The sequence below is a fragment of the Clostridioides sp. ES-W-0018-02 genome (genome assembly GCF_020658175.1).
Taxonomy (GTDB): Bacteria; Bacillota; Clostridia; order Peptostreptococcales; family Peptostreptococcaceae; genus Clostridioides.
This window is the reverse complement of sequence record NZ_JACVVY010000004.1, coordinates 55,477-80,320: the sequence shown is the minus strand read 5'-3', so window position 1 is coordinate 80,320 and position 24,844 is coordinate 55,477. Positions and strand designations below refer to the sequence as shown.

General features: G+C 27.3%; 23 protein-coding genes and 1 pseudogene. 1 reads left to right on the top strand and 23 read right to left on the bottom strand.

Translation table 11 applies throughout. From position 1 onward, the window contains the following. Nucleotides 1-127: 127 nt before the first annotated feature. Nucleotides 128-1,015, bottom strand: coding sequence for a LysR family transcriptional regulator (locus IC219_RS11350; RefSeq protein WP_227831250.1), 888 nt, complete (start codon nt 1,013-1,015; stop codon nt 128-130). A gap of 267 nt (nt 1,016-1,282) precedes the next feature. Between IC219_RS11350 and IC219_RS11345 the strand changes: the two are divergent. Then, nucleotides 1,283-1,495 (top strand): annotated as a pseudogene (locus IC219_RS11345) (cupin domain-containing protein); the annotation flags it as partial. A gap of 204 nt (nt 1,496-1,699) precedes the next feature. Here IC219_RS11345 and IC219_RS11340 read toward each other — a convergent pair. From IC219_RS11340 to IC219_RS11235, 22 genes are all read right to left on the bottom strand, one after another. Continuing rightward, nucleotides 1,700-2,143 (bottom strand): hypothetical protein, encoded by a 444-nt coding sequence (locus IC219_RS11340; RefSeq protein WP_227831252.1) that lies wholly within the window; start codon nt 2,141-2,143, stop codon nt 1,700-1,702. A 2-nt stretch (nt 2,144-2,145) separates the two neighbouring features. Further along, nucleotides 2,146-2,343 carry a helix-turn-helix transcriptional regulator gene (locus tag IC219_RS11335; RefSeq protein ID WP_021383879.1) on the bottom strand — a complete coding sequence of 66 codons (198 nt, stop codon included), beginning with the start codon at nt 2,341-2,343 and terminating at the stop codon, nt 2,146-2,148. A gap of 147 nt (nt 2,344-2,490) precedes the next feature. Beyond that, nucleotides 2,491-3,363, bottom strand: a complete 873-nt coding sequence (locus IC219_RS11330) for an AraC family transcriptional regulator (RefSeq protein WP_227831253.1) — start codon at nt 3,361-3,363, stop codon at nt 2,491-2,493. A 340-nt stretch (nt 3,364-3,703) separates the two neighbouring features. After that, on the bottom strand, nt 3,704-4,573 hold the full coding sequence (locus IC219_RS11325) for a nitroreductase family protein (RefSeq protein WP_227434057.1): 870 nt from the start codon (nt 4,571-4,573) through the stop codon (nt 3,704-3,706). A gap of 504 nt (nt 4,574-5,077) precedes the next feature. Continuing rightward, on the bottom strand, nt 5,078-5,299 hold the full coding sequence (locus IC219_RS11320; RefSeq protein ID WP_227482178.1) for a hypothetical protein: 222 nt from the start codon (nt 5,297-5,299) through the stop codon (nt 5,078-5,080). A gap of 505 nt (nt 5,300-5,804) precedes the next feature. Next, nucleotides 5,805-6,785: an SPASM domain-containing protein gene (locus tag IC219_RS11315; protein WP_227482177.1), complete on the bottom strand. Its 981-nt coding sequence runs from the start codon at nt 6,783-6,785 to the stop codon at nt 5,805-5,807. A 163-nt stretch (nt 6,786-6,948) separates the two neighbouring features. After that, entirely contained in the window at nt 6,949-7,821 is an 873-nt protein-coding gene (locus IC219_RS11310) for a metallophosphoesterase (protein ID WP_227434054.1), read from the bottom strand. Between the two features lie 163 nt (nt 7,822-7,984). Then, complete coding sequence (locus IC219_RS11305; protein WP_227434053.1) at nt 7,985-8,536, bottom strand: helix-turn-helix domain-containing protein; 552 nt, start codon at nt 8,534-8,536, stop codon at nt 7,985-7,987. A gap of 20 nt (nt 8,537-8,556) precedes the next feature. Then, nucleotides 8,557-9,459, bottom strand: a complete 903-nt coding sequence (locus IC219_RS11300; protein WP_227434052.1) for a glycyl-radical enzyme activating protein — start codon at nt 9,457-9,459, stop codon at nt 8,557-8,559. Between the two features lie 14 nt (nt 9,460-9,473). Further along, nucleotides 9,474-11,846 (bottom strand): formate C-acetyltransferase/glycerol dehydratase family glycyl radical enzyme, encoded by a 2,373-nt coding sequence (locus tag IC219_RS11295; RefSeq protein WP_227831254.1) that lies wholly within the window; start codon nt 11,844-11,846, stop codon nt 9,474-9,476. A 189-nt stretch (nt 11,847-12,035) separates the two neighbouring features. Next, nucleotides 12,036-12,719, bottom strand: a complete 684-nt coding sequence (locus IC219_RS11290) for a hypothetical protein (protein ID WP_227831255.1) — start codon at nt 12,717-12,719, stop codon at nt 12,036-12,038. Nucleotides 12,720-12,973: 254 nt separating this feature from the next. Further along, complete coding sequence (locus tag IC219_RS11285; protein WP_227831256.1) at nt 12,974-14,356, bottom strand: sensor histidine kinase; 1,383 nt, start codon at nt 14,354-14,356, stop codon at nt 12,974-12,976. Further along, nucleotides 14,350-15,063: a LytR/AlgR family response regulator transcription factor gene (locus IC219_RS11280; protein WP_227831257.1), complete on the bottom strand. Its 714-nt coding sequence runs from the start codon at nt 15,061-15,063 to the stop codon at nt 14,350-14,352. The genes IC219_RS11285 and IC219_RS11280 overlap by 7 nt, the downstream gene beginning before the upstream one ends. Nucleotides 15,064-15,246: 183 nt before the next feature. Beyond that, nucleotides 15,247-15,828 (bottom strand): RNA-guided endonuclease InsQ/TnpB family protein, encoded by a 582-nt coding sequence (locus tag IC219_RS11275; protein WP_413926945.1) that lies wholly within the window; start codon nt 15,826-15,828, stop codon nt 15,247-15,249. Between the two features lie 416 nt (nt 15,829-16,244). Further along, the gene (locus IC219_RS11270; protein ID WP_227482173.1) at nt 16,245-16,799 is read right to left on the bottom strand and encodes a DUF2812 domain-containing protein; all 555 of its coding nucleotides are present in this window, start codon (nt 16,797-16,799) and stop codon (nt 16,245-16,247) included. A gap of 101 nt (nt 16,800-16,900) precedes the next feature. After that, nucleotides 16,901-17,692, bottom strand: coding sequence for a zinc transporter ZupT (gene zupT / locus IC219_RS11265; protein WP_413926946.1), 792 nt, complete (start codon nt 17,690-17,692; stop codon nt 16,901-16,903). A 162-nt stretch (nt 17,693-17,854) separates the two neighbouring features. Beyond that, nucleotides 17,855-19,018, bottom strand: a complete 1,164-nt coding sequence (locus tag IC219_RS11260; RefSeq protein WP_227434045.1) for a M20 family metallopeptidase — start codon at nt 19,016-19,018, stop codon at nt 17,855-17,857. 63 nt (nt 19,019-19,081) lie between these two features. Then, nucleotides 19,082-20,269 carry a hypothetical protein gene (locus tag IC219_RS11255; protein WP_227434044.1) on the bottom strand — a complete coding sequence of 396 codons (1,188 nt, stop codon included), beginning with the start codon at nt 20,267-20,269 and terminating at the stop codon, nt 19,082-19,084. Between the two features lie 336 nt (nt 20,270-20,605). Further along, nucleotides 20,606-22,306, bottom strand: a complete 1,701-nt coding sequence (locus IC219_RS11250) for an ABC transporter ATP-binding protein (protein ID WP_227434043.1) — start codon at nt 22,304-22,306, stop codon at nt 20,606-20,608. A gap of 248 nt (nt 22,307-22,554) precedes the next feature. Continuing rightward, nucleotides 22,555-22,830: a PTS sugar transporter subunit IIB gene (locus tag IC219_RS11245; protein ID WP_227434042.1), complete on the bottom strand. Its 276-nt coding sequence runs from the start codon at nt 22,828-22,830 to the stop codon at nt 22,555-22,557. Between the two features lie 131 nt (nt 22,831-22,961). After that, nucleotides 22,962-23,492: a molybdopterin-guanine dinucleotide biosynthesis protein B gene (gene mobB / locus IC219_RS11240; RefSeq protein WP_227831258.1), complete on the bottom strand. Its 531-nt coding sequence runs from the start codon at nt 23,490-23,492 to the stop codon at nt 22,962-22,964. 23 nt (nt 23,493-23,515) lie between these two features. After that, a complete protein-coding gene (locus tag IC219_RS11235; protein ID WP_227831259.1) occupies nt 23,516-24,697 on the bottom strand; it encodes a molybdopterin molybdotransferase MoeA in 1,182 nt (393 codons plus the stop codon). Between the last annotated feature and the right edge of the window lie 147 nt (nt 24,698-24,844).

Genomic DNA, 24,844 nt, shown 5'->3' with positions numbered 1-24,844 from the left:
ACCGGAAAAGAGACTATTTATCTAACAATGCATATACCTACCATATAAACTTATAAACAACCTCTCTACACTATGTTATCTTTTTAAAAATATCAATATATATCTTATATTAGCATAGCATAAACAATTAAAAAATAATCCCATACGTCTTTTTTACAATAGAGATAAAATCACAAAAATTCTTAGACAGCCACTTATCCTTATGATAAATTAATTGTGAAAAAATATTATAGTCTGTAGTATAAGGAATCTTAACCAATTCATGTTTTTTTAATTCCTTTTCTACTGCAAGCTCTGGAAGAAGGCACAATCCAAGCCCACTAAGTACTGTTTGTTTAATTACCTGAATACTTCCAGTTTCAAGAACTATTTTGGGTACTATAGATGATTCAGATAGCTCTTTCTCAAATAAACTTCTATAACAACAACTCTTTACTGTCAAAATAAATGGAACATTTTTAAAATCCTGAATATACACCTTTTCTTTTAAGGCTAACTTAGTTTCTGGAACTGATAAGATACAGATTGGCTCCTCATTTTTTAATACAGAAATAGTAGATTTATCATTTATAGGTAAATCAAGTATAAATGCTATGTCAATCGTATTATCAGCAAGTAAAGGAACAAAATCAGAAGAATCTAGAGTTTTTATAAAAAGGTCAACATCTGGATATTTCTCTTTATATACTTTGATAATCTCAGGTAACTTAAAAATACAAATAGATTCTGATGCTCCAATAACAATACGCCCATAATTATCTTTCTCTTTATACATCTTTTTTATATCAGATGATAATAAAAGCATTTTTTCAGCATATGGAACCAACTTCTCACCTTCTCTAGTCAATTCTACACTTTTTCCTATACGTTCAAAGAGATGTACATCCAATTCCTTTTCTAATTGTTGTATATGAGCTGTAATATTTGATTGTGCATAGTTCAAATGTTCAGCAGTTCTAGTAAAATTTTTAATTTTACTAAGTGTTAAAAATGTATTTAAATGCTTTAATTCCATATCTATGTACCTCATTTCATCTAAATATCAGATTGATATAATCAAATCAATCTATTTCACAAATAATTAGATTGATGTTAACATACAGATATACTAAAAGTCAAACAAAAATAAAATCTAAAGGAGATTCTAATGTTATCAAAAACTAATATAATTGAAGAAGTAAATAATATTGAACAACTGTACGTATACAAAAAATTAGGAAAAATAAACAATAATATACTAAGTGTTGTATAAGTAGCAAATAGAAGCTTAGATTTTCATGTTCATGAAAAATCAGATGAATTGTTTTATGTAATAGAGGGAGGATTTAATTTGGAAACTCCAGAAGGATTAACAGAAGTTAAAGAAGGAGAATTTATCATTGTACCTCAAAATACAATACATAGACCAGTAGTTAAAAAACTTACAAAATTTCTAATGATTGAATTAGAAGGAACTCTTAATAAAAAAAATAGTGGTAATTTATATGAAGACTAGCCTATTTTGTAATCTATAAAAATCATTCATAAGTAATGATAATACTATAGTACTTCTCTTCAAAACATATAGAATTCCATATAAAAAAGCCACAATATATAATACTTGTGGCTTTTAAGAATTTATACATATAGTTTAAGCTTATACTGTCAATTTATAAACTAATTTGCTTTTATATAATTTTATATTCAGTGTTATAATTCATTACAACTTTTTATCTAATTTATTATATACAACAGCACCACAAATAAATTGAAATAAAATAAGTAATCCAAGAACAATTAAAACCCACCTACTTGTCAGCATTACAGAGAACACACTCAATATAGAAACAATAAGTATAAGAATTACGAAAACATAAGACATGATTTGATTAGTAATACGTCCAGATTTGTCACGTAACATAATTCTTCTTTCATCATTCATCTCTATCCTTTGATTCTCTATCTTTTCTTTATATTCTACAGCTCTTTCTGGTTTACTCCAATATATATATTGAAAAATCATACATACCCCAGGACCCAAAGTAGCTCCAGATAATCCCCAAATCAAAGCCTCAAATGAAAACTCTGTAAGTGTAGCCAATAAAACAAGTAAAATTCCACAAATAAAATATCCAATTCCAACATATAATCTGTCCTTTTTCATTTTTACTCCTCCTCATAAATAAATATTTCTTCAATATTCATATCAAAATATCTTGCTATCTTAAAAGCTAATATAATAGAAGGATTATATCTACCATTTTCTAATGAACCTATAGTTTGCCTTGATACTTGCAAAGCAGATGCAAGTTCTTCTTGTTTTATACCTCTCTTTTTTCTTATTTCTTCTAATCTATTTTTCACTTTGCTCTCCTTTTATACCTCATTTATGTAAAGTCTACTTTCCATAATTATACAACGATATCCATCTTATGTAAAGTATGCTTTCCATTTATCAAAAAAAATAACAGACCATTTCCAGTCTGTAATTTTAAAGGTTTATATTGTTCGTTAATTTTGGGATTGTTTCTTAATTGGAATCCAAACTTCTGTTGTATAATCAGGAGCATTAATATCACCATTAGGATAAAGTTCAATATCTGGTACATTAGCATATACATATCCAGAGCTTGGTAACCATTCAGTAATAATTCTTTTTTGTAATTCTTGTATTGCCAAAGCATTTGGCATTGGGGAAATACATTCAAATACTGCCCATGTACCTGATGGTATAAAGTATTCATAAGTATTTTCTACTATAGGATTATCCGTTGAGACAGCAATGTAATAATCTAAGCCTTTATTATCTGTACATACACTAACTCCAAGCAACCCATGAGGTTCGTTATTTATTAACTCTGAAATCTTATCAATTGTTCCATTTTTTATGGATTTATCCCACAATTTAGGAACTTTATCAAAACACTCTTCTACAATCATATTCATACTTTCTTTTATACCAACAATACGAAATCCCTTTTTTTCCACAATACGATATTGCATTTCTACATTTCCCTTTACATAAATAGTTAAGGTTATCCTAGGATATGCTTTTAAAACAACACCTTTTGCTCTAGCAGCAGACGGAGAAATACTATGTATGTTTTGAAAAGCCCTATTAAAAGATGTGGGTGAATCATAACCATATTTCTCAGACAGCTCTAAAATTTTAATATTACTATTTTGTAGTTCAAATGCTGCCTTAGTCATACGTCTACGTCTAATATATTCAGACAAAGGTACTTCTGCAATATATGAGAACATTCTTTGAAAATGGAAGGTTGAACAACATGCAATTTTTGCTGCTTCTGCATAATCCACTCCACTTTCAAGATTGTCTTCAATATAAGTAATAGCTTGATTTAATTTATTTATCCATTCCATTTAACATTCCCTCCAAGCAAATTATACAGTTTAATAAAATAATATACCTCTCAATCTATGCACAAAATTGTAAGATTTAAAATACTATTTCAACAATAGATACAGATTCAGTTTAAAGTATAACATTTACTCATTTAGCTATCAATTTTATATTGGCTTTATATCAAGTCCAATAATTTACATTAATAATCCTCTTTTACATAAAATTTATCAACTAATAATGCTGAAATTAGATTATACAACTATACAACAAAAGAGTTCAATGACATTATTCCATATAATGTATTGAACTCTTTATAGAAATTAATTTAAGTAAAACTAAATTAAATATTAAACTGTTTTATATATTACAATATCCAACTATTTTATAGTCTTCTGGTATTTTATAATCTTTGTCTGGAGTACCTAAATTCCATTTTAACTCAAACATAGTTGCACTTATTATTGTTGCAAAATAAAGCATAACTATACCAACATCTATTTTTTCTTCATACAAATTAGTATGACCATCTTTTCTAACTGCTAAAACTACAACTCCTCCATCAACTATAAATCTCCATGGTTGTCTATTTAATGTAGATGGAGCTAATCTTGCATAATGGAATGCATCAAGAAGCGCTCTCTCTTCTAATATATTTGTATTTGCATTATTTCCCCACTCATCCATATAAACTACTTCTTCTACACCTAAACGAGAAGAACTATTGTCTGAAACAACTTGCATATCAGATTTTGAATAATTATCACCAGTCTTTGTAGCATTTAGTACTTTAGTATTGCTTGCATTTTCTCCATATCCAATGGCAATAATTCCTGTTACCTCTTTGTCTGAGTCAATTCCAAGTTTATCTAATACCTTTTTACTATCCTCAAAAGTAACCCAACAAGAACCTATTCCAAGGTCTGTTACCTTAAAAATTATATTTTCTCCTATGTATCCTGAATTTTCGATGTAATTATCTTTTACTTCAGATAATATTATAATATAACTTGGAGCATCTATCATGTTTCCTTTATATCCTGCTATTTTATCTAAATTGTCAAAAACTTCACTTCTATTCATTACTCTTATATCAACGTCTATCTCTGGAACTAGTTTCTTACAAGATTCTGAGTATTTCTTAATCTCACTAAGATACTCTTTTTTAATATCTGTCTTTTTATATTCTCTAACAGACTTTCTATTTAATATGATTGTTTTATAATTCATAATTTTATCCTCCCCAAACTAGTATATTATTAATTATATACCCATTAATGTGATATTTTACGCATTTGCTTAATAAATAATAATTACAATTTTGTAATTATTATTTATTAATAATATTCCACTTTTACATTCATAATGACCAGTTGTGCAAAATCCATTGCCAACCTTCAAATAAAAACATATTATAAAGATAATATAAAATAAACAAACAAATCTTAACAAAAAATTAAACTTTTTTTACACGAAAGAAGGCTTCCCGTTGCCTTCTTTATTTTTTATAAAAAAATAGACTGCTTCTAAAATGATTTTACATTTTTGAAACAGCCAAAGTATTTTATAATGACAACTATATTTGAGGATGTGAGGGAGAGTTGCCATTATAAATTTAGGGTAATTATATTATGTTTTAAGCTAGTTCTTTCTATATTTCTATAATACATTACATATATGAATTTTATATGATATTTGTATAAACAACATATAAAATTATATATTTTAATTATATTAAATCTTATTATTACATCTACTGCAACAATACTCATAGGTCTCTACATTATTTGGAATATTTACAAATACAAATTCTTTACAGTTGTCGCAATACTTTAATATAGATATAGTTCCACAAGTGTAACATTCAAATGTCACACACTCCTCACACTCTTCTATTACTTCAAATTTTTTACTATGTTCACCACACTCTGGGCACTTGCGATTATTTACATTCATAAATACTCCTCCTTATTAGTATAGTTAAAAACATGTCAAAAACTTAATCAAATGTATTTTATATTACTTATTATATATTCTATAATAAATCATATTCCTAGATAATAAAACAAATTAAATAAAAAAAAACCATAAATTTTAAATTTATGGATTAATTCTTGTAATGATAACTCTATTTGAGGATGTGAGGGAGGGTTATCATTACAATAGGGTATTATATTATGGTTTTTAAGCTAGTCTTTCTATACTCTATATAATACATCTGTTATATGAATTTTATATGATTTTTACATAAATATTTTATGAAGTTTAAATTTTTTGACTAATTTTGTATCTGTAAAAAGTTCTCTAAAAATCCATAACATCATAAAAATCCAACATTTAAGTAAAACATTATAAAAAAATTTGTTCAATAATCTTAACAAGTTACATCACCTCATTAACGATTATTAACACAAAACTAAACAATCAATCATAAATTATTCCTAAAACTTAATTTTGATAATTATTGATATACAATCTCTTGATTATCAATCTTATTTTGCATTTCTAATAAAATTTCTTCAACTGAATTGTCAAATATATTGCCTAAATAGACTCTTTTTTCTTTTTGAATGGAATAAGATTTTACACTGCCATCAGAAGAAATATATACATGGCTCCATTCTGCACCATATTTTGAAAATCTTTCTCTTATATCTTTAAACCTCATATCTTCTATTTTTATTGCTCTTCCTCTAGCTCCCCTTACTACTGTATGCCCTCTTTTTATCAAACTAGTTATTTTTATATCTTCTTTTAATTTAACATGTATGTTATCATTCTCTGAATATACATTCCATATTACTTTATGACGATAATCATCTAATTCTCTTATCAAACTTCTTTCAATAGTAAAACTATCTTTAGTTACTATAATTAAATCAAAATGGTCTAACATATATTGAAATACTTCTTTCATATCTTTGTTTTTTAGAATACCTTCACCAATAACTTCTATAAACCTACACCCTTTTTCATACATACACTTTAATAAACTTATAACTTCAGAAAAATATTGAACCCTATTGTCATTACCATCTATCTCTATTGTAAAGTATAAAGGTGTAAGATATACTTTATTTCCTGTTATCTCAAAAACACTTGATAATGTTTGTTCCTCATCTTCAAAGGTTAAATATTCATTATCATAAAACATAAAAAATTCCATAACCTTATCTCTCATGTCAGGGATATTTCTATATCTGTTGGATAATATATCTAATATATCTTTAGTAGTATTTTTCCCATCACATTCTGCTAGTACAACAACTTGCTTCCAACTTAAACTATCCACACTTCCTATACTTTTTTCATATCCATTTGCCTCATCATAAATAGGTCCAATTATGATATTTTCTTTTGGCCACATATGAACTCTAGTTCCATCTTTTAATTTCGGATATTTGTTTTTTACAGATTCATAAAATCTAATTATATCACCCATGATTTTTAACTACCCCCTATATTTTAAATATTACATGCTAAAAATAACAATTTATTTACATTAATTAAATAATTATTAAAAATTAATAATTGTATCTATTTAATAGGGTTTTACACCAATTTTATATATATGTCATTGATGTTTATATACACAAAAAACCTTATTAATTAGACTTTAATGTAATTCTTACTACTTCTGGTTTACAATTAAGTCTAATGAGAACTTTTGAACCTCCTAAGCCTTTATTTAAAACCATAGTGCTACTACCTTTTTCATATTTTCCCCAATCATACTTAGGAAAAAACTCTCTATTTGGAGATAGTACACCTCCAATAAAAGGTATTCTTATTATACCACCATGAACATGACCAGCCAGAACTAAATCAGCTCCCCATTTTACATATTTTTCAAAGAAAAATGGTGTATGAGCTAAAAGTATATTATACTCATTTTCGTTTATTTTACCTAACTTATCTTGTACAAAACTGTCACGCAATTCTAACTTTTTATTATTAGCAAAAAAATATGGATAGCATTCCAATGGTATGATTAAACCATATAGATTAATATAACTATCTCCTTTATATATTCTTACAGATTCATTTTCCATATTTATTATTTTTTTTGAATACAATTCCTTAAAATAATCCCTATATAGATGTTTGTATTTTTTTATTAAAGATTTTTGTTCATGATTTCCAATTATATGGTACACTTCATATTTTTTTACTAAATTATCAATTAAATCTAATGCAATTTGAAAATTTTTATTTTCTCCATCAACTAAGTCTCCTGTTATAAATATAACATCTGGATTTAAGGATTCAATTTTATCTATCAATGTTTTATTATTGTTTTTATCAAATACCTTATTATGTAAATCACTTACTTGAACTATTTTAAAATCATTAAATTCTTTTGGAATTTTTTCATTAAATATGGTATATTCTGTTGTTTCTATATGTTGAGTCTCATACTTATACAGAATATATAAGATTGCTAATACTAATACTGTCAATATAACTTTCATAATCATATATTCTTCCTTTTTATTATATTTTATTAATATTATTATAATGCTTTTATGTTTATTTTAAAACAATAATGTTAGTACATGCATACAAATCTTTTCGACATTATAAAAATAAGTTATCCATTTTGGTAATAAATATTTATTCCCAAAATAGATAACTATAAAATTATCTATAAACTTCTATATTATGAAATACAGTTCTTCCGTTATTTAAATTTTTATATAAATGTTCTAGTGTTCCATCAAATCTAATTGAATGTCCAGACTCTAAAATATAAGTTTTTCCATCTACATTAAGTTCAAGTTTACCTTCTATTACAAGTACATACTCTTCCAGAACATGACTATGTGTAGATGAAACATGAGTACAATTTGCTTCAAGCTCAATTATAAAAAGTTCAAACCTCCTTTGAGGGCTAAAAGGATATATAGGATACAACTTCATATTGCCTTGTTGTTCAATAATAGGTTCTACATCCTCTTTTTTTATAACCTCATAAGTGTTTGTATTTTCATTTAACAGTGTCGTAAAGTTTATTTTGAATCCAGATGAAATTTTCCATAAGGTAGATACAGTGGGGCTAGATTCACCTCTTTCAATCTGCCCCAGCATTGCTTTACTAACTCCTGTCATCTTTGAAGCTTTATCTAAACTTATACCCATATCTTGTCTTAATAACCTTAAGTTTTCTCCTACATTAGGAAATTTATTATCCATGTTAAAATCCTCCTGATAGCCTATTTGTATTCTATGATTTTTACTCCTGTAAGCTCTACTATCTCTTTTAATTTTAACATATGGCTATTGCAAATTTCATCAAATTCATACATATAATCTTCAAGCCCTAATGCTTTATATTTATCAAGTCCAAATTTATGATATGGAAGTAATTCCATCTTTCCACCTAAAACATTTTGCTTTACAAATAATGCAGTGTTTCTTATATTTTCTTCACTATCATTCACTCCAGAAATAATTGGTACTCTTATAACCATAGATTTGTTTAATTTTGAAAGTCTACATATATTTTCTAATATTATCTCGTTACTTACTCCTGTATATGCTCTGTGAACATTATCATCCATAGATTTTATATCTACAAATATATGGTCTATTTTTTCAAAGACATCCTTCACTTTATCCCACTCAAAATATCCACAAGTCTCAATTGCTATGTTTATACCTTTATTATAAAAAGCATCAACTAATTCTCTTAAAAATTCAATTTGAAGTGTGGGTTCTCCTCCAGAAAAAGTTACTCCTCCGTTAGACTCAAAGAAAAATATAAAATCTTTTTCAACTTCCTTTACAATCTCTTCAACAGTCATTTCTTCAGTCATTATACAGATAGCATCATTAAGACATGTTTTAACACATTTTCCACACAAATCACACTTATCATTTATTTGACTTCTGTCAAATAATGAACTTATATTTTGAGGACAAACATCTGTACACCTATTACAAGATATACACTTATCCTTCATGACTCCTAGCTTTACTATATTGCTCCATGAATCTGGATTAGAACACCACTTACATTTTAATTTGCATCCTTCTAAAAATATAGTAGTCCTTATTCCATCACCATCATTTACTGAAAAATGTTGTACCTTTACAACTTTACCTTTTTTACTCATAATCTACCTCATAATTAAAATTTACTGTGTGAGTTTCTGGCTATTATAGCATCTTGCATCTCTCTTGATAAATTAACAAATTGAGTACTATATCCAGCAACTCTAACTAATAAATCTTTATATTCTTCTGGATTTTCTTGAGCTTTTAATAAGACATCATTTGATATTGTATTAAATTGTACGTGGAATCCACCTAGTGCAAAATATGATTTTACCATAGAAGTTAGATTTCTAAGCCCTCTTTCTGTTTCAACCAAATCTTGATTAAATCTCAAATTTAGAAGTGTTCCTCCAGTGTGAACATCATGATTTATTTTTGATGCAGATTTCATAGCTGCCAATGGACTTGTTGTATCAGTTCCAACAAATGGAGAAACTCCTTCTGTCAAAGGTTTTGTAGCTTTTCTTCCACATGGAGTTGCACCTACTATTTTTCCAGTTGGAACATAGTTTGATATACCCATAAATGCACTATTAAATTTAGAACCAAAAATATCCTTATATTTTCTAGTTTCACTGTAATAAAAATCAGAAACTTCAATAGCCAATGAATCTACATAATCATTGTCATTTCCATATTTAGGAACATCTAAGGCAAGTTTTCTTAATTCTTCATAGCCTTCCCAGTCATTATTTAATGCTTTTGTTAACTCTTCTAATGTAGTCACCTTATCTTCAAATACTAATTTTTTTATAGCTGCCAATGAGTTTGAAACTACACCTAGACCTATGCCTGTTAAAACAGGTCCTATATTGTATTTTGCCCCACCTTTACTTAAATCAATACCTTTATCCAAACAACCATCTACACAGGTAGATAAAAATGGTCTTGGTACTATTTCTTTATGAATTTGTTGAGCAACAGTAGTTCCTATAACAGAATTCTTGATAAGATATGCTAGTTGCTTTAAAAACTCTTCTTTAACTTCTTCAAAAGATGCAAATTCATTGATATTTTTTACATCTAACCCCATTTTTTCTCCAGTTAATCTACTCTTCCCTTCATTCATAGCATATTCTAGTGCTGCTGCAAAATTAATATTTACTGCTGAAGTCCATTGACCTGTCTTTCTAAAGTGAGGAACTACACAACCACAATTGCTCCAATCTCTTGCATCTTCTGCATCATATCCATCTTGAAGTAACATTTGTGCCCCTGCACTATCACTGTGTATAGCAGGAAAACCAGTACCTTGTTTTACTAATTTCGCAACTGCCATAACAAAATCATCTGGTGCTCCCTGACTTATTCTAACACTTAAACCTGGTTGATGAGTTTTTACACTTTCTGTTGCCTTTAAACACATATATGAAATATCATTCGTTCCATCAGTTCCATTTCTCTTTTTGCCACCAACAGTAAGGTTTTGAAATTGGTTGTATCCTGCAAAATAATTTGCTGTATTTGCTGATATTGTCCATACCCACTCTGATAGCTTAATCCATAGAGCCTCTATCAACTCTTGAGCCTCTGATTTAGTTATATTTCCTTTTTTAGTATCTTTTTCATAATATGGATACATATATTGGTCAAATCTACCTAAGTTCAATGCTAATGGATTTTCAGATAAAACACCACCTAATTGCACAAACCATACAAATTGTATCGCTTCATAAAAACTAGTTGGAGGATTTGCTGGTACATTCTCACATACTTCTGATATTTTTATAAGTTCTAACTTTCTTTTTGAATCTTTCTCTGATTCACTCATTTCTTTTGCAAGTTTTGAATATCTATTTGCCAATGTCATGATACCATCTGCAACAATAGAAACAGACTTATAGAAATCTATTTTTTCAATATTTTCTGAAATTGATATATCTAATTCTTTTATCTTCTTATCTGCTTCTTTCTTTATCCCCTTATATCCTTTTACAAATAGTATATCTTGATAATCTGGAGTTACTTCCCCTACTGCCTGTCTCCACTTAGAATCATTATCTATTATTCCTGTATCTACCAATATCTTAGCTGTATCTTCTGGAATTCTTGCTAAAAAAACTTCTTCCAAAGATTTACCCTTCCAATATGGAAATATCTCTTTTCTTATAAATTCTATTTGCTCTTTTGATATGACATATGGGTCTTGAGTTCTTTCATCAAAAGTATCCATTTCCTTATCTACCCATTGCCAAGAAAATTCTGGTGTTAATATACCTGTTCTTCTAAATTTACCAGCTGTACCTACAATTAATTCATTCTCAAATATTTTTATAGGAAGTTCTTTGCATGCATCTAAAAAGGCTTTCGCTCTTCTTATACATATGGCTTCTCCCTCAGTCTTTTTATGTGATTCTGTAAAAATTCTAGCCCTTTCACAACATATCATAGGTTTAGAATTAACGTATTCTTGTCTAAATGCTTCTATTCTATCAGTTTGACTCATTTAAAATCCCCCTTTGGATAATATATATTAACTTTTGTATGTTATAACATACTTTAATTATATTATACTGTCCTTTAACATAAAATGGCAACCACAAATAATATATTTTTGAATAAAAAACATTACTAAAGATAAATATGAATTTTATTTTATAATTTATTTCTAACCTGTCATAATTTATTTATTACATCAATGACTTGAAATATCAAATTCATATTCTAAACTCAATTTTAGTACTTTAGTAGATTTTTTAACTTTGTTAACTTCAACATGTATATCATTCATATAGGGAAGTTCTACAGAGCCTACACCTTCATTAAATATTTTTATAACTTTATTTGAAAAATCTTTCTCAGTTAAATCAGTATTAGTTAATGACTTAAATATGTTGTACATAAATTTAATATATTTATCACTTTCAGCTAACTTTTTATTCTCAGGATATTCTTTAGCACAGAGAATATCTACTACTGATTTTCCTTTTTTGTTATCTTCAGACATAGAGTAAAATAAACTTCTAATATCTTTTTCAGGTGGCTTTTCAAATCCATTTATAGAAACTACAAAACTTTCATCTGAATTTGAATTAACTACCTTATAACCACTATCCGTTATAGCCTTTGAAAATTTTTGAGATAAATCTTTTTTAACTTCTTCCAATCCTTCTACAGTCCCAGCTTTTTTTGAGTAATCCTCAAACAGTTTAATAGAGTCATTTTTTTTAGCTTCAATTGAGTTGTTTGATGAATTTTCACTAGCTTGCTCTGAGTTATTTAAATCTTCATTGGATACAGTTGTTGTGCATCCTACCATTAAGCTTGAACTTATACTTAAAATTACTATCATAGCTAAAATATATTTTTTCGCCTTCATATATATTTTCCTCCATTGTATTTCTACTTTTCAAGTTTTTATTAATTACATCCTGTATTACAATATCTTGTATTTTTATTATTTTTATGGTTAGTTTTTCAATATATATCACCTTTCTTTGTAACTAATTCTTATAATTAAGATTAGTAAAATTATAAATTTCTTTATGCTTAAAAATAAGGATGTTATCTTTTATTATTAAAAAGATAACATCCTTATTTTTAAGTATCAATATAGATGCCCCAACTAGTAACTTAATCGACCCAACTGTCAGCATCTTGATTCAATGGTATGCATATATTTAGTATAAATTTGTCTTTCTGATTTTCTAATAATAATTCTCCATTATACTCTTGTAAAGACGATTTAATACTTTGAATTCCTATTCCATGTACAAATTTATCCATCTTATCTGTTAACAGTATATTTTTATTAGAAATAACATTATTTGCTTTACTATTCTCACATTTAAGTACAAAAAATGATTTTGTTATAGTTCCTTTAATTCTAATATATCTATCAATATTTTCATCTGATATTTTCTCACATGCTTCTATTGCATTATCTAAAATATTGGCAAATATGCTTGACACATCTATGGGTTTTATAAAATCAACTTTTGAAAAGTTTATGTCACAAATAAATTTAATTCCCTTTTTGACAGATATTTCACTCTTCTCATTGATTATAATGTCTAATATCATGTTTCCTGTATTATAAATAGATTTGAACTCTCTAATTTCATCTTTTAAATTATTTATATATTCATTAATTTCTTTGCCATCATTTTTAAGATTATCTATACAGCAAATATGATTGTTTATGTCATGATAAAGCTTCTTAACCCTCATATGAGATTCTTGAATACTTAAATAATGAGCATATTGCATATCTAACTTATTTTTTATTAATTCATTCTGAGATTTTAATTTATTATCTTTTATTATTTGCCTAAACAATAATATAAGAACAATGGTGCTAGCTCCTATTATCTTTGGATTTACAAAATTCTCAAAATAATATGGTTCTGAATGTAACCATCTAAACCGTTCTAATATTCTTGATATATAGACTCCAATTATATTCATGGTGTTAGCCATTAGAGCAAATAACAAATATACATAATTCCTTTTATCTTGGCTAAGCAATTTAAATCGATTATACAGAAAACTAAGTATCATATATACAAATATAATAAGTAGATTACTGTATATGTAAACCTTTATATTATCAGAATCAGATGCCAAAAGCCACTCTTTAGATGAAACAAAATTACCTGTAACTACAAAAAATAAAATTCTATCTACAACATCTTTAAAACAATCATAATAAATATTAAATAGGAAAAAGAAAATTATAAATTTAATATATCCTATGTTGTAAAAATAATTATAATATATCGCCCATACAATAAATACTACAACATCAATCAAATAGTACATATTATTAATATAATTTTCTTCTATATTAAATAATCTAGTTATTTTAACTATAATATAAATTAATCCCAATAAAGTATAAAATACTATTTGTTTGTCTTTTTTATTATCTTCTTTATAAATTAATATCCTTTTCAGAATAATAAATCGTACACATATAGATACAATTAATAATAAATCAGACATAAAATTTAACATATTGTATCACCAAGAAATTTCAAAAATTTTTCCTTAACCTCTTTATATCTATATCTACTAATAGGTACTTCTTCTCCACTTTCTAAAATAGCAATATTGGGCTTTATATTTTCTACATAACTTAGATTAACTATAAAGCTTTTATGACATCTTACAAATTTATCTAGTTTTAAATCTTTTTCTATTTTTCCTAGACTATACTTTACTCCAAAACCCTTATTTATTGTGTGTATTAACATATCTTTTTTTTGAATTTCTATATATTTTATTTCATTTAAATAAATCTTGTATATATTAGACTTGTTCTTTATTACAATGTAATTACTTTTATTTGTTTCAATATCTTTAATACAAGTTAATATATGTTTTTTTAATTCTTCTAATTCTATGGGTTTTAACAAATATCTATAAGCTCTTACTTCATATCCTTCTTGCACATAATCTATTAAGGAGGTTATAAATATTATCTCCATTTTATTATCTACTTCTCTAATCTTTCTTGCAGTATCCATTCCATTCATTTGCTCCATGAGTATATCAAGAAGCAGTATATCTATATCTTTTAAACTCACTTTGAGTAAATCTTCTCCAGAACTATATTTTTGTATTTCATACTCTACATTAATAATTTTTAATATATTATAAAGATATTCTTCTATTAAACATTGTGTTTCTTTTTCATCTTCACAAATTGCTATCCTAATCATAAGTTCCTGCTACTCAAAATATGGTCAAATATATCCATATAGAGATTTTTCCTTTTTCACTGAACCTCGCCTTACCTAAGCGACTACGATTTTGTATAGTTCTCCAAAGGCTTAAATTTCGAAGTTAGCCCTCCGTACATATATAAGCACTCTTGAACCACGTGTGTGCGAATCAATTTGATTTTAAGCTAGCTTATATTTTTTAGTATTTTTAAGATTAATAGTTGCATTTAAATCCCTATCTATAGATAATCCACATTCACATTTGTAAACTCTATCTTTGAGTTTTAAGTTTCTTTTAATCTCTCCACACTTACCACAAGTCTTTGATGATGGATAAAATCTATCTGCAACTCTAAGTTCTATGCAACTATCCTTACATTTAGATGTTAGTTTGGTTCTAAATCCATAGAGTTTTTGACTCACAATAGCTTTTGATAAATACTTATTTTTCATCAAGTTAGAAACTGCTAAATCTTCAATTACTATATAAGATGGCTTGTTTTTCGCTATCTTGCTTATAGTTTTATTTATATAATCAGTTCTTATATTAGCTAATCTTTGATGAAGTTTTTGTACTTTGACTACTTGTTTTTGAATATTTTGACTAGTAGCTCTCCCTTCTTCTATTTTATTTCTTATTTTTAAACTTTCATATTTCCTTGAAAGTTTTATCTGTTCTCTTTTTAACTTCTTTTCAACTTCCTCATCCTCTCTAATTTTTTTCTTGTATTTTCTTAATCCATATATGCGACAACTAATCATCTATTATCATTCCTTTAGCACTAGCATTACTGTCTGAGAAATTCAACCTGATTTTTAAATCATCTTTTTAATTAGAAGTTGAAACCCTTGTATAAATGTTTATAGTGTTTACTCATACAATCACACTTTTCTGTGATTGTATTATACTATATTTGATTATATTTAAATATATTTTTATTTTCTAATTACAACGCCTTATGCACTTTCTTATTGCACACTATTGAAATTTTTTAATTTATATATTTAAATGTGATTTTAAATATTCGATACCTTAGAATAACATTTTTAAATTATTCTTATCAATACTCAAGATTTAAATAAAATCTAAAAGGTTATAACTGATACGAATATATATAAAGAATAACATTTATTGATAAAAAAAGTGTCTCAAAGTCATTTTGAGACACTCTCCATCTTTATTTAGTTAATTTTTTAATCCTTAAGTAATACATTATTCTTCTATATAATTGTACCAAATACAAAATTAATAACATAATTTGCAATGCGATAGTACAAATATCTACTCCATAACCATTAAATAAATTTCTTATTTCAGTGAACAATAAATATATAAAAATAACTACTAAAATAGTAAATAAAAATACATTCATGAATAAAATTGATTTTACTTTGTCTTTTTTATCCAAATCACTATATAATTTAGGAGGTACATCTTCATATATTTTACTCCATACATACCATGAAGATGTACCTATAAAACTACCAATGCTTCTAAATATAAGATTCCACCCTCTATACTTATGTTTATTAAAATAATCTTCCTCAGCATCATAATAATAATCAATGGCATATTTTATTTTTCTTGGAGTTCCTTTATAAAAATAAAATATTCCTCCAAATTTACTTATCTTATATAAGTTATATCCTTGTTCTTCCATATCTTCTAACCATTCTTCTATCCTATCAGGTGAACTATACCAATCAAATTTAAACTTCATTTTCTTTTCCATAAAATTCACCTCCAAAATGATATTTTTGACATATGATAATCTGTCTTAATAATTATATCATTTTGATATTAATTTTAGGTTACAATTGGATATCTAAAAATCTATTTAAATAGCAATAAACTAATAGCCATAACAACCATTCCTGCAATTAATCCGTAAATTGATAGATGATGCTCACCATATTCTCTAGCTGATGGTAATAGTTCATCGAGTGATATAAATACCATAATACCTCCCACAAGAGCAAACACAATTCCAAGTGTAGTGTCATTTAGAAAATTTCTAAGAAGTACATACCCAATAATTGCCCCTAAAGGTTCTGACATTCCAGATAAAAAAGAATAATAGAAAGCTTTCTTTTTATCTCCTGTAGCGTAATACACTGGTACAGATACAGATATTCCTTCTGGTATATTGTGTATAGCTATTGCTATAGCTATTGGTATCGCTATTGTAGCATCATCAAGCGCCGATATAAATGTAGCTAACCCTTCTGGAAAATTATGAATTGCTATAGCCATTGCTGTAAATATCCCAGTTCTTAAGAGAGATTTATTTTTTTGTATATTTTTTTCATCCAAATTTTCCATTTTCTTTATCTCATGAGGATTTTCTTCTTGAGGAATTAACTTATCAATAATTGCAATGATAGCCATTCCTGCAAAAAAAGCTATTACAGTTGACCAGTTTCCTAATTTTTCTCCCATAGACTTTGTTAGAGCTTCTTGTGCCTTAGGAAATATTTCTATCATAGATACATAAATCATAACACCAGCAGAAAATCCTAAACTTACAGAAAGAAATTTAGTATTGGTCTTTTTAGCAAAAAACGCTATACAACTTCCTATTCCAGTAGACAAACCTGCAAACAAAGTTATTAAAAACGCAAACATTATATTACTCAATTAAATCACCTTCTTATTAATTGATATTGATTATCATTTTCTTTTATAGTATCATATCTTTTTTTTATAGTCAATATTTATAGTAATTATAGACAATAAAAAAGCAGAGTATAAACTTAATCTCTGCTTTTTCTTTATAGTATATTAAATTTATTTATTTAAAAAGTCTACTGCATATTGAACATATAAGGCAGTTCCAATCTCTAAAGCATCCTCATCTATATTAAAACACCCATGATGATGAGGATAACAAGCTCCTTTAGCTTCATTTCTAGCCCCTACAAATGCCAATGCACCAGGTGCAATATTCATAAACTCAGCAAAATCCTCTGCTCCTGTTACTTTTTCAAATAGTGCTATACTTTCTTTTCCAAATAGCTTAATTACTGCTTCTGTAGCTATCTTTGAACATTCCCTGTCATTTATAACAGCTGGTGTTAAATATCCATACTCTAACTCAGCCTCTGCTCTATATGCTTCTGCTGTAGATTTTGCTATACGTTCTAAAATCGTAGGAATCTGTTTTCTAAGTTCTGGATTAAATAATCTTATTGTACCTTCTAGAACAGCTTCACTTGCTATTACATTAAATCTTGTTCCAGAATTTAAAATTCCAACACTTACAACTAGCGGCTCTAAAGGACTGACTTCTCTACTAACCATGGATTGTAAGTTCATAACTAATGCAGAACTTGCAAGTACCGCATCAACACCTTGATGAGGAAGTGAACCATGACCACCCTTACCTTTTACAGTAATTTTGAAGAAATCAGCAGAAGCCATTCTTGGACCTTCTTCAACTGACACAGTCCCACACTCTACATCACTCCAAAGATGAATTCCAAATACACCATCTACACCTTCCATAGCGCCATCTTTAATCATAGCTCTTGCACCTTTACCTACTTCTTCTCCTGGTTGAAAAAATAATTTCACAGTTCCATTAATATCATCTTTAATATCATTCAAAACCTTAGCTGCTCCTAAAAGCATTGATGTGTGACCATCATGTGCACAAGCATGCATAAGCCCCTCATTTTTTGATTTGTATTCTACTTCCGTACACTCAACAACTTGAAGTGCATCCATATCTCCTCTAAGTGCTACAGTTTTTCCTGGATTATTTCCTTTTATAGTTGCGACTACACCTGTCCCTCCAGATGATACATATGGTACTCCTATTTTATCAAGCTCTTCTTTAATTCTCTTTGATGTTCTAAATTCTTCCATACTTTTTTCAGGATTTTCATGAAATTCCCTTCTAAGTTTGATTACATAATCTTTATATCCATTTGTTATTTCTTTAATATTCATTCCAGACCTCCAAGTGTAACATATTCTTCTTATTTTTTAAATGCCTTATTTATTAATTAAAGTTTATATAAGATTTACAAAAATACCTGCTATTACTACAGAAGCTATTGTTACTGTAGTAAATCCACCAACAAGCATCTTTGGAAGCATTTTATCCATCAGAAATTCTTTTTCTTCTGGAGTTTCAGCTAGAGCCTTTACTGCTTCTTCAGTTAATATATAATTTGGTGGGAAACCATAAAGTGCTGTAAGTGAAACTGAAAACGCCATTTCCTTACTTTCACCCAAAAATTTACCTACTATAATAGAGAATATTCCCATACCTATTACACCAAATATTATAATTCCTACAAGAGGAACAGCCATTTCAGCAAGCATTGCTGGTGTAGCTTTTGCTAATCCTGCAAATATAAAAGCCATCAATGATGTCATTAACCATCCAAATGAACCAGATTTATTAAGTGGCTTTCTGTCAACTATTCCAAGTTCTGATGCTATTACACCAAATATTAAACAGATAACATATCTTGATACAACTTCATTTGTAAGATTTGTAAATTGTACTGCTAACCATGCTACAAGTCCTAATCTAAGTATTATCATATATGTTGTGTCGTACTTTTCAGGTAAATCTGGAATTATCTTAAACTTACTCTTTTGTTCAGGTACTTTTTCAGTTTCTTCTTCAGCTTTAGTTACAGTTACTTTTCCACTTCTAAAATCTGATAAAAGTCTTTTTCCTTCTTTTTTAAGCATCAATGCTGTGATAGGATAACCTGCAAATCCTTGTGCCACATACATTAAAATCGCTAAAACTGCCAAACTCGCAAGACCTTTTGCTGTAGCCGCATCTGCCATCATTATAGATGCAACTAATCCTCCTGTAAGAGGAGGTGTAGCGATTACAGCTGTATCCCATCCAAACACTAGAGTTCCTAATGCCAAAGCTCCTACACATATTCCTACTATTCCTGCTAACGCTATTACAATTGTTTTCCATTGACCTGCTAGCTCTTTAATACTCATCATAGTTCCCATATGAGTTATTAATAAAAGCATGCCTAATTGTGCTAATGGTGTCCCTAAAGCTGCTAAATCCACGATATTTTCTGGGAAAAAAGTCCAAAATCCTACTATAAATATAATTGCTGATACAAAAACTGATGGAACAAAAGCTTTAGTTTTTGCTGAAACTACATCTCCTATCGTCAGTGATACTAAAACTAGACAAAAAGCTGTTATTGCCTCCATACAAAATCCCCCCTCATAAATAAATATATTTGTATACAATGTATGTATAGTTATCCATTATTTTACTACTTTTGAAAAACATTTCAAGTCAAAATTCGATTTTTTTCATAAAATTCTATAAATTCTATAAATTAAAGTTAGTTTTCTAAATTATTCTTTTTGTAAAAACGTTATCCTGTAAATTGGCTATTTAACACTACTTTTATAAATAGAATTAAATATAATTTGCAAAAAATAAAACATAGAATACATTTTTCATAAAACATCTCATTAATGTAAAATGAATTTGCTTTATGAATCTTAATATATTCTATGTTTATAAATTTAATGTATATGTTAGTTATTGTGTAATCTACTATATACTCCATTTTTATTTACTAACTCTTCATGAGTACCTCTTTCTTCAATTCCTTTATCTGTCAGTACTATGATTTCATCAGCATTTTTTATAGTAGTCAACCTATGTGCAACAACTAAATTTGTTCTATCTTTACTTAACTCTTCTAAGGACTCTTGAATTTCTCTTTCTGTTACATTATCTAAAGCGGAAGTAGCTTCATCCAATATTATTATTGGAGGATTCTTTAAAAAGATTCTTGAGATTGAAATTCTTTGTTTTTGTCCCCCAGATAATTTTACTCCTCTTTCTCCTATATAAGTATCATATCCATCTGGCAAAGTTTCTACGAAATCGTGTATTCTAGCTTTTTTTGCAGCCTCAATCATCTCTTCATCTGTAGCACTAGGATTTCCACAAAGAATATTATCTCTTATAGTTCCTGTAAATAAAAATACATCTTGTTGAACTATACCTATATTTTTTCTCAAAGATTTTAAACTTACATCCCTGATACTTTTTCCATCAATTTTTATATCACCTTTATCAAACTCATAAAATCTTGGCAATAAATTACACAATGTAGTCTTTCCTCCACCAGAAGGACCTACTAAAGCTATAGTTTTACCAGCTTCTATAGATAAACTTAGATTATCTAATACTTGGGTATCATCTTCATATGTAAAAGATATATTTTCTATCTCGATGTTACCTTTTACATGTTCAAGTTCAACAGGGTTTTTAGCTTCTTTTTGATGGTCCTGTTCCATTATCTCTATGAATCTTTTAAAACCTGTCATACCATTTTGATATTGTTCTGTAAAGTTTATCAATTTCTTCATAGGTTGTATAAACATCTTTACATATAATATATATGCAGCAAAATCACCTAAAGTAATTTTCCCAAGATAAGTAAAGTATCCACCAGCTATAACAACTACCCATTCCAAAATATCCATATATAAATTCATACCAGAATAATATTCTGCCATTACTTTATAAGAATCTTGTCGTGCTCTCCTAAATAATTTATTACTTCTTACAAACTTATTTAATTCTTCTTTTTCAGTACAAAAAGACTTAGTTACTTTCATTCCAGCTATGCTATTTTCTAAAGTTGCATTTACATCACCTATAGTAACTCTACTTTTCATAAAGGCTATATTCATCTTATCTTTTTTTGTTATAGCAAACCAAATTATAAATGGCAATATAGCAAAAATTATAAGAGTAAGAGGAATATTTATATCTATAAGTATAAAGAATGAACCAACTAACATTACTATAGAAATGAATAAATCTTCAGGACCATGATGTGCAAGTTCTGTTATATCCATTAAATCATTTACTATTCTAGACATAGTTACACCAGATTTATTATTATCAAAATAAGTATTTGGAAGCCTCTGTAAGTGTGTAAATACCTCATTTCTCATATCAGCTTGCATATCTACACCAATGACATGTCCCCAATATTGCATAAAATAATTAAGCCCTGCTTTTGCTATAAATATAAGTATAAGTACAACTGCAAAAACTACTAGCATTCTTAAATTTTTATTTGGAACAATGTCATCCATTATATTTCTAGTTATCATAGGATAAACTAAATCGCATAAAGAAAATAAGAACGCAGCTATAAGGTCTAATGTAAAGATTTTCTTATATGGTTTATAATATTTGACAAATTGTTTTATCATAAGTTTTAAATCCTCCTTTACCAATACGTCTAAAAAATACCCTTAAATTAGTATAACATAACACTAATTTTAAATCTTTTATAAAATTGCAATTCAAAAGAATATGTTTCATAAAATTGAATACTTATTTTATATAATCATATATTTAAAATACACCTAAAAAGAGCCATATCTATGTAAATAAAATTTTACAAGATACAACTCTATATTTAGTACTAAATATTTTTTATAACTGTAAACTCAAAAACTTATTTTAAAGCATCCAATATTTTCTTATCTAATGCAGCAGTATTTATACCTGTTATGTATGCTGTTGCTTTTATTGCAGGTATATCATAAGTTGTTGGTAATATAGTAGTAGATACTATCAAATCAGCACCTTCTTGTTTTGTTGCACATTCAGCAATTTTACATTGTATAACTTCTGCTTGTATGTTATTTTCTTTAACCAATCTTTCTACTTTGTCGCAAACTACTGTTGATGTTGCAATTCCTGCTCCACATGCTACTAATATTTTTTTCATATTATCCTCCTACGATTTCTATAATATTTTATAATTCAAAATACGATTTTTATAATTAAATAAATTTCTCATATCTTTGTTTATATATAAATAATTATACCATTTTATATCAAAATAATATCTTAAAATTATTATTTTAAGATGTTTTTTATTTCACTATCATTTAATTTTAAAGTATTATTTTTTATACAATATGCTATGTACTTTGATACATTTTTATAGTCATTCAAACTAAACTGCTTAATATTTAAATCATATTCTATGTCACTTATAATACCTATCAAATCAGATTTATTTGATAAAATATCCTTATACTTATCTTTTCTAGTTACCTCTAATCTTTTAAATCTATAATTTTTATAGCCTTCTATAATAATCAAGTCCATGTCTTCATAAAACTTAATCATTTTATATAGTGGATTTTTATCTTTTAACTCTTCAATATATGCTAACCTCTTATTTGATATTATACAAACTTTCCTCGCACCTGATTTTCTATGTTTATAAGTATCTTTCCCTTCCTCATCTATCTCAAAATCATGGCATGTATGTTTGATAACTCCAACATTATACCCTTCTTTACTTAATTCTCTTACTATACCTTCAATCAACGTAGTTTTACCTACTCCTGAATAAGAGACAATTGATAATACATTATACATAAAACCATATCCCCTTCATAAAACTATATAACAACAACATCTACTAATTGATTTTCTTTTATTATTTCTCTCTTTTTTATCTTAATCATGCAATTGCTTCTCAATGTTGCAGATAATCTAGCCTTGGCATCTTTTTTATCATTTAATGTAACATATAATTTACCTTCATCTGTATATAATTTTCCACTTACAAATCTATCGTTATTTGAGAATTTGTTAAATTCTCCTTTAAATATAGCTTTTATATAATGATTGCTGTCCTTATATGTTAAATACTCAATCACAGGAACAACTACATTATCAAATACCACAATTGCTGCATGTGGATTGCCAGAAAGCCCAAACAATATTTTTTCTCCCAATGTAGCTACATAACAAGCTCCTCCAGGTTTAATATTTATCTTCCAAAACAATTCTTTTGCTCCTATGCTTCTAAATACATCTGGTATTAAATCTTTATCTCCAACAGATACACCACCTGTAGTAATTAAAAAATCTACAGTTTCTAGCATATCCTTTACTTTTTTTTCTAACTCCTGTATATCATCAGTACAATTACATATTGTATCTGCTTGTATTCCAAGCTTTAAAAGCTTTGAATATAATGTATATCTATTGCTATCATATATTTTGCCATCCTCCAAAGTTTCATTTATATCTTGTAATTCTGTTCCTGTATTTAAAATACCAACTTTTAAATCATCATATACAGTTAATTTAGATATTCCAAGACTCGCTAATACTCCTATACCATCATACCCTATATTTTGATTTTTACTAATAATTAATTGACCTTTTTTTATATCCTCACCTTTAAATATATAATTGTCATATTCCTTTAGTTTTATATTTAAAGTTATCATGTCTTCTCTAGTTGTCACATCTTCTTTCTTTACTACACAGTTTGCTCCCTTTGGAATTTTTCCACCAGTCATTATCTTCACTGCTTCATTTTTATTTAATATACCATCAAACACTTCTCCTGCATATAATGTTCCTATAACCTTTAAATTTTTATTTTCAGAATTTGCATCATATGCATAACCATCATATGGTGACCTGTCAAATGGAGGACTATCAATTGTTGAATATATATCTTCTGCAACTACTTTATTTACTGCTTCTATAAGATTAACTCTCTTAATCCTACTTATTGGTATAACATTTTCTTCAATAATTTTTATGGCATCTGCTAATCCTATCATTTTAAATACACCCCAATATATTTTTTATTTAAAAACATTCTTAATGTAGTATAATTGTAAATTGCAATAAATCATTTTAGCTTATATTTAATTATAACTAATTGTTATCTATAATTGCAGTTTAAATTTAATAAATCTTATAAAATT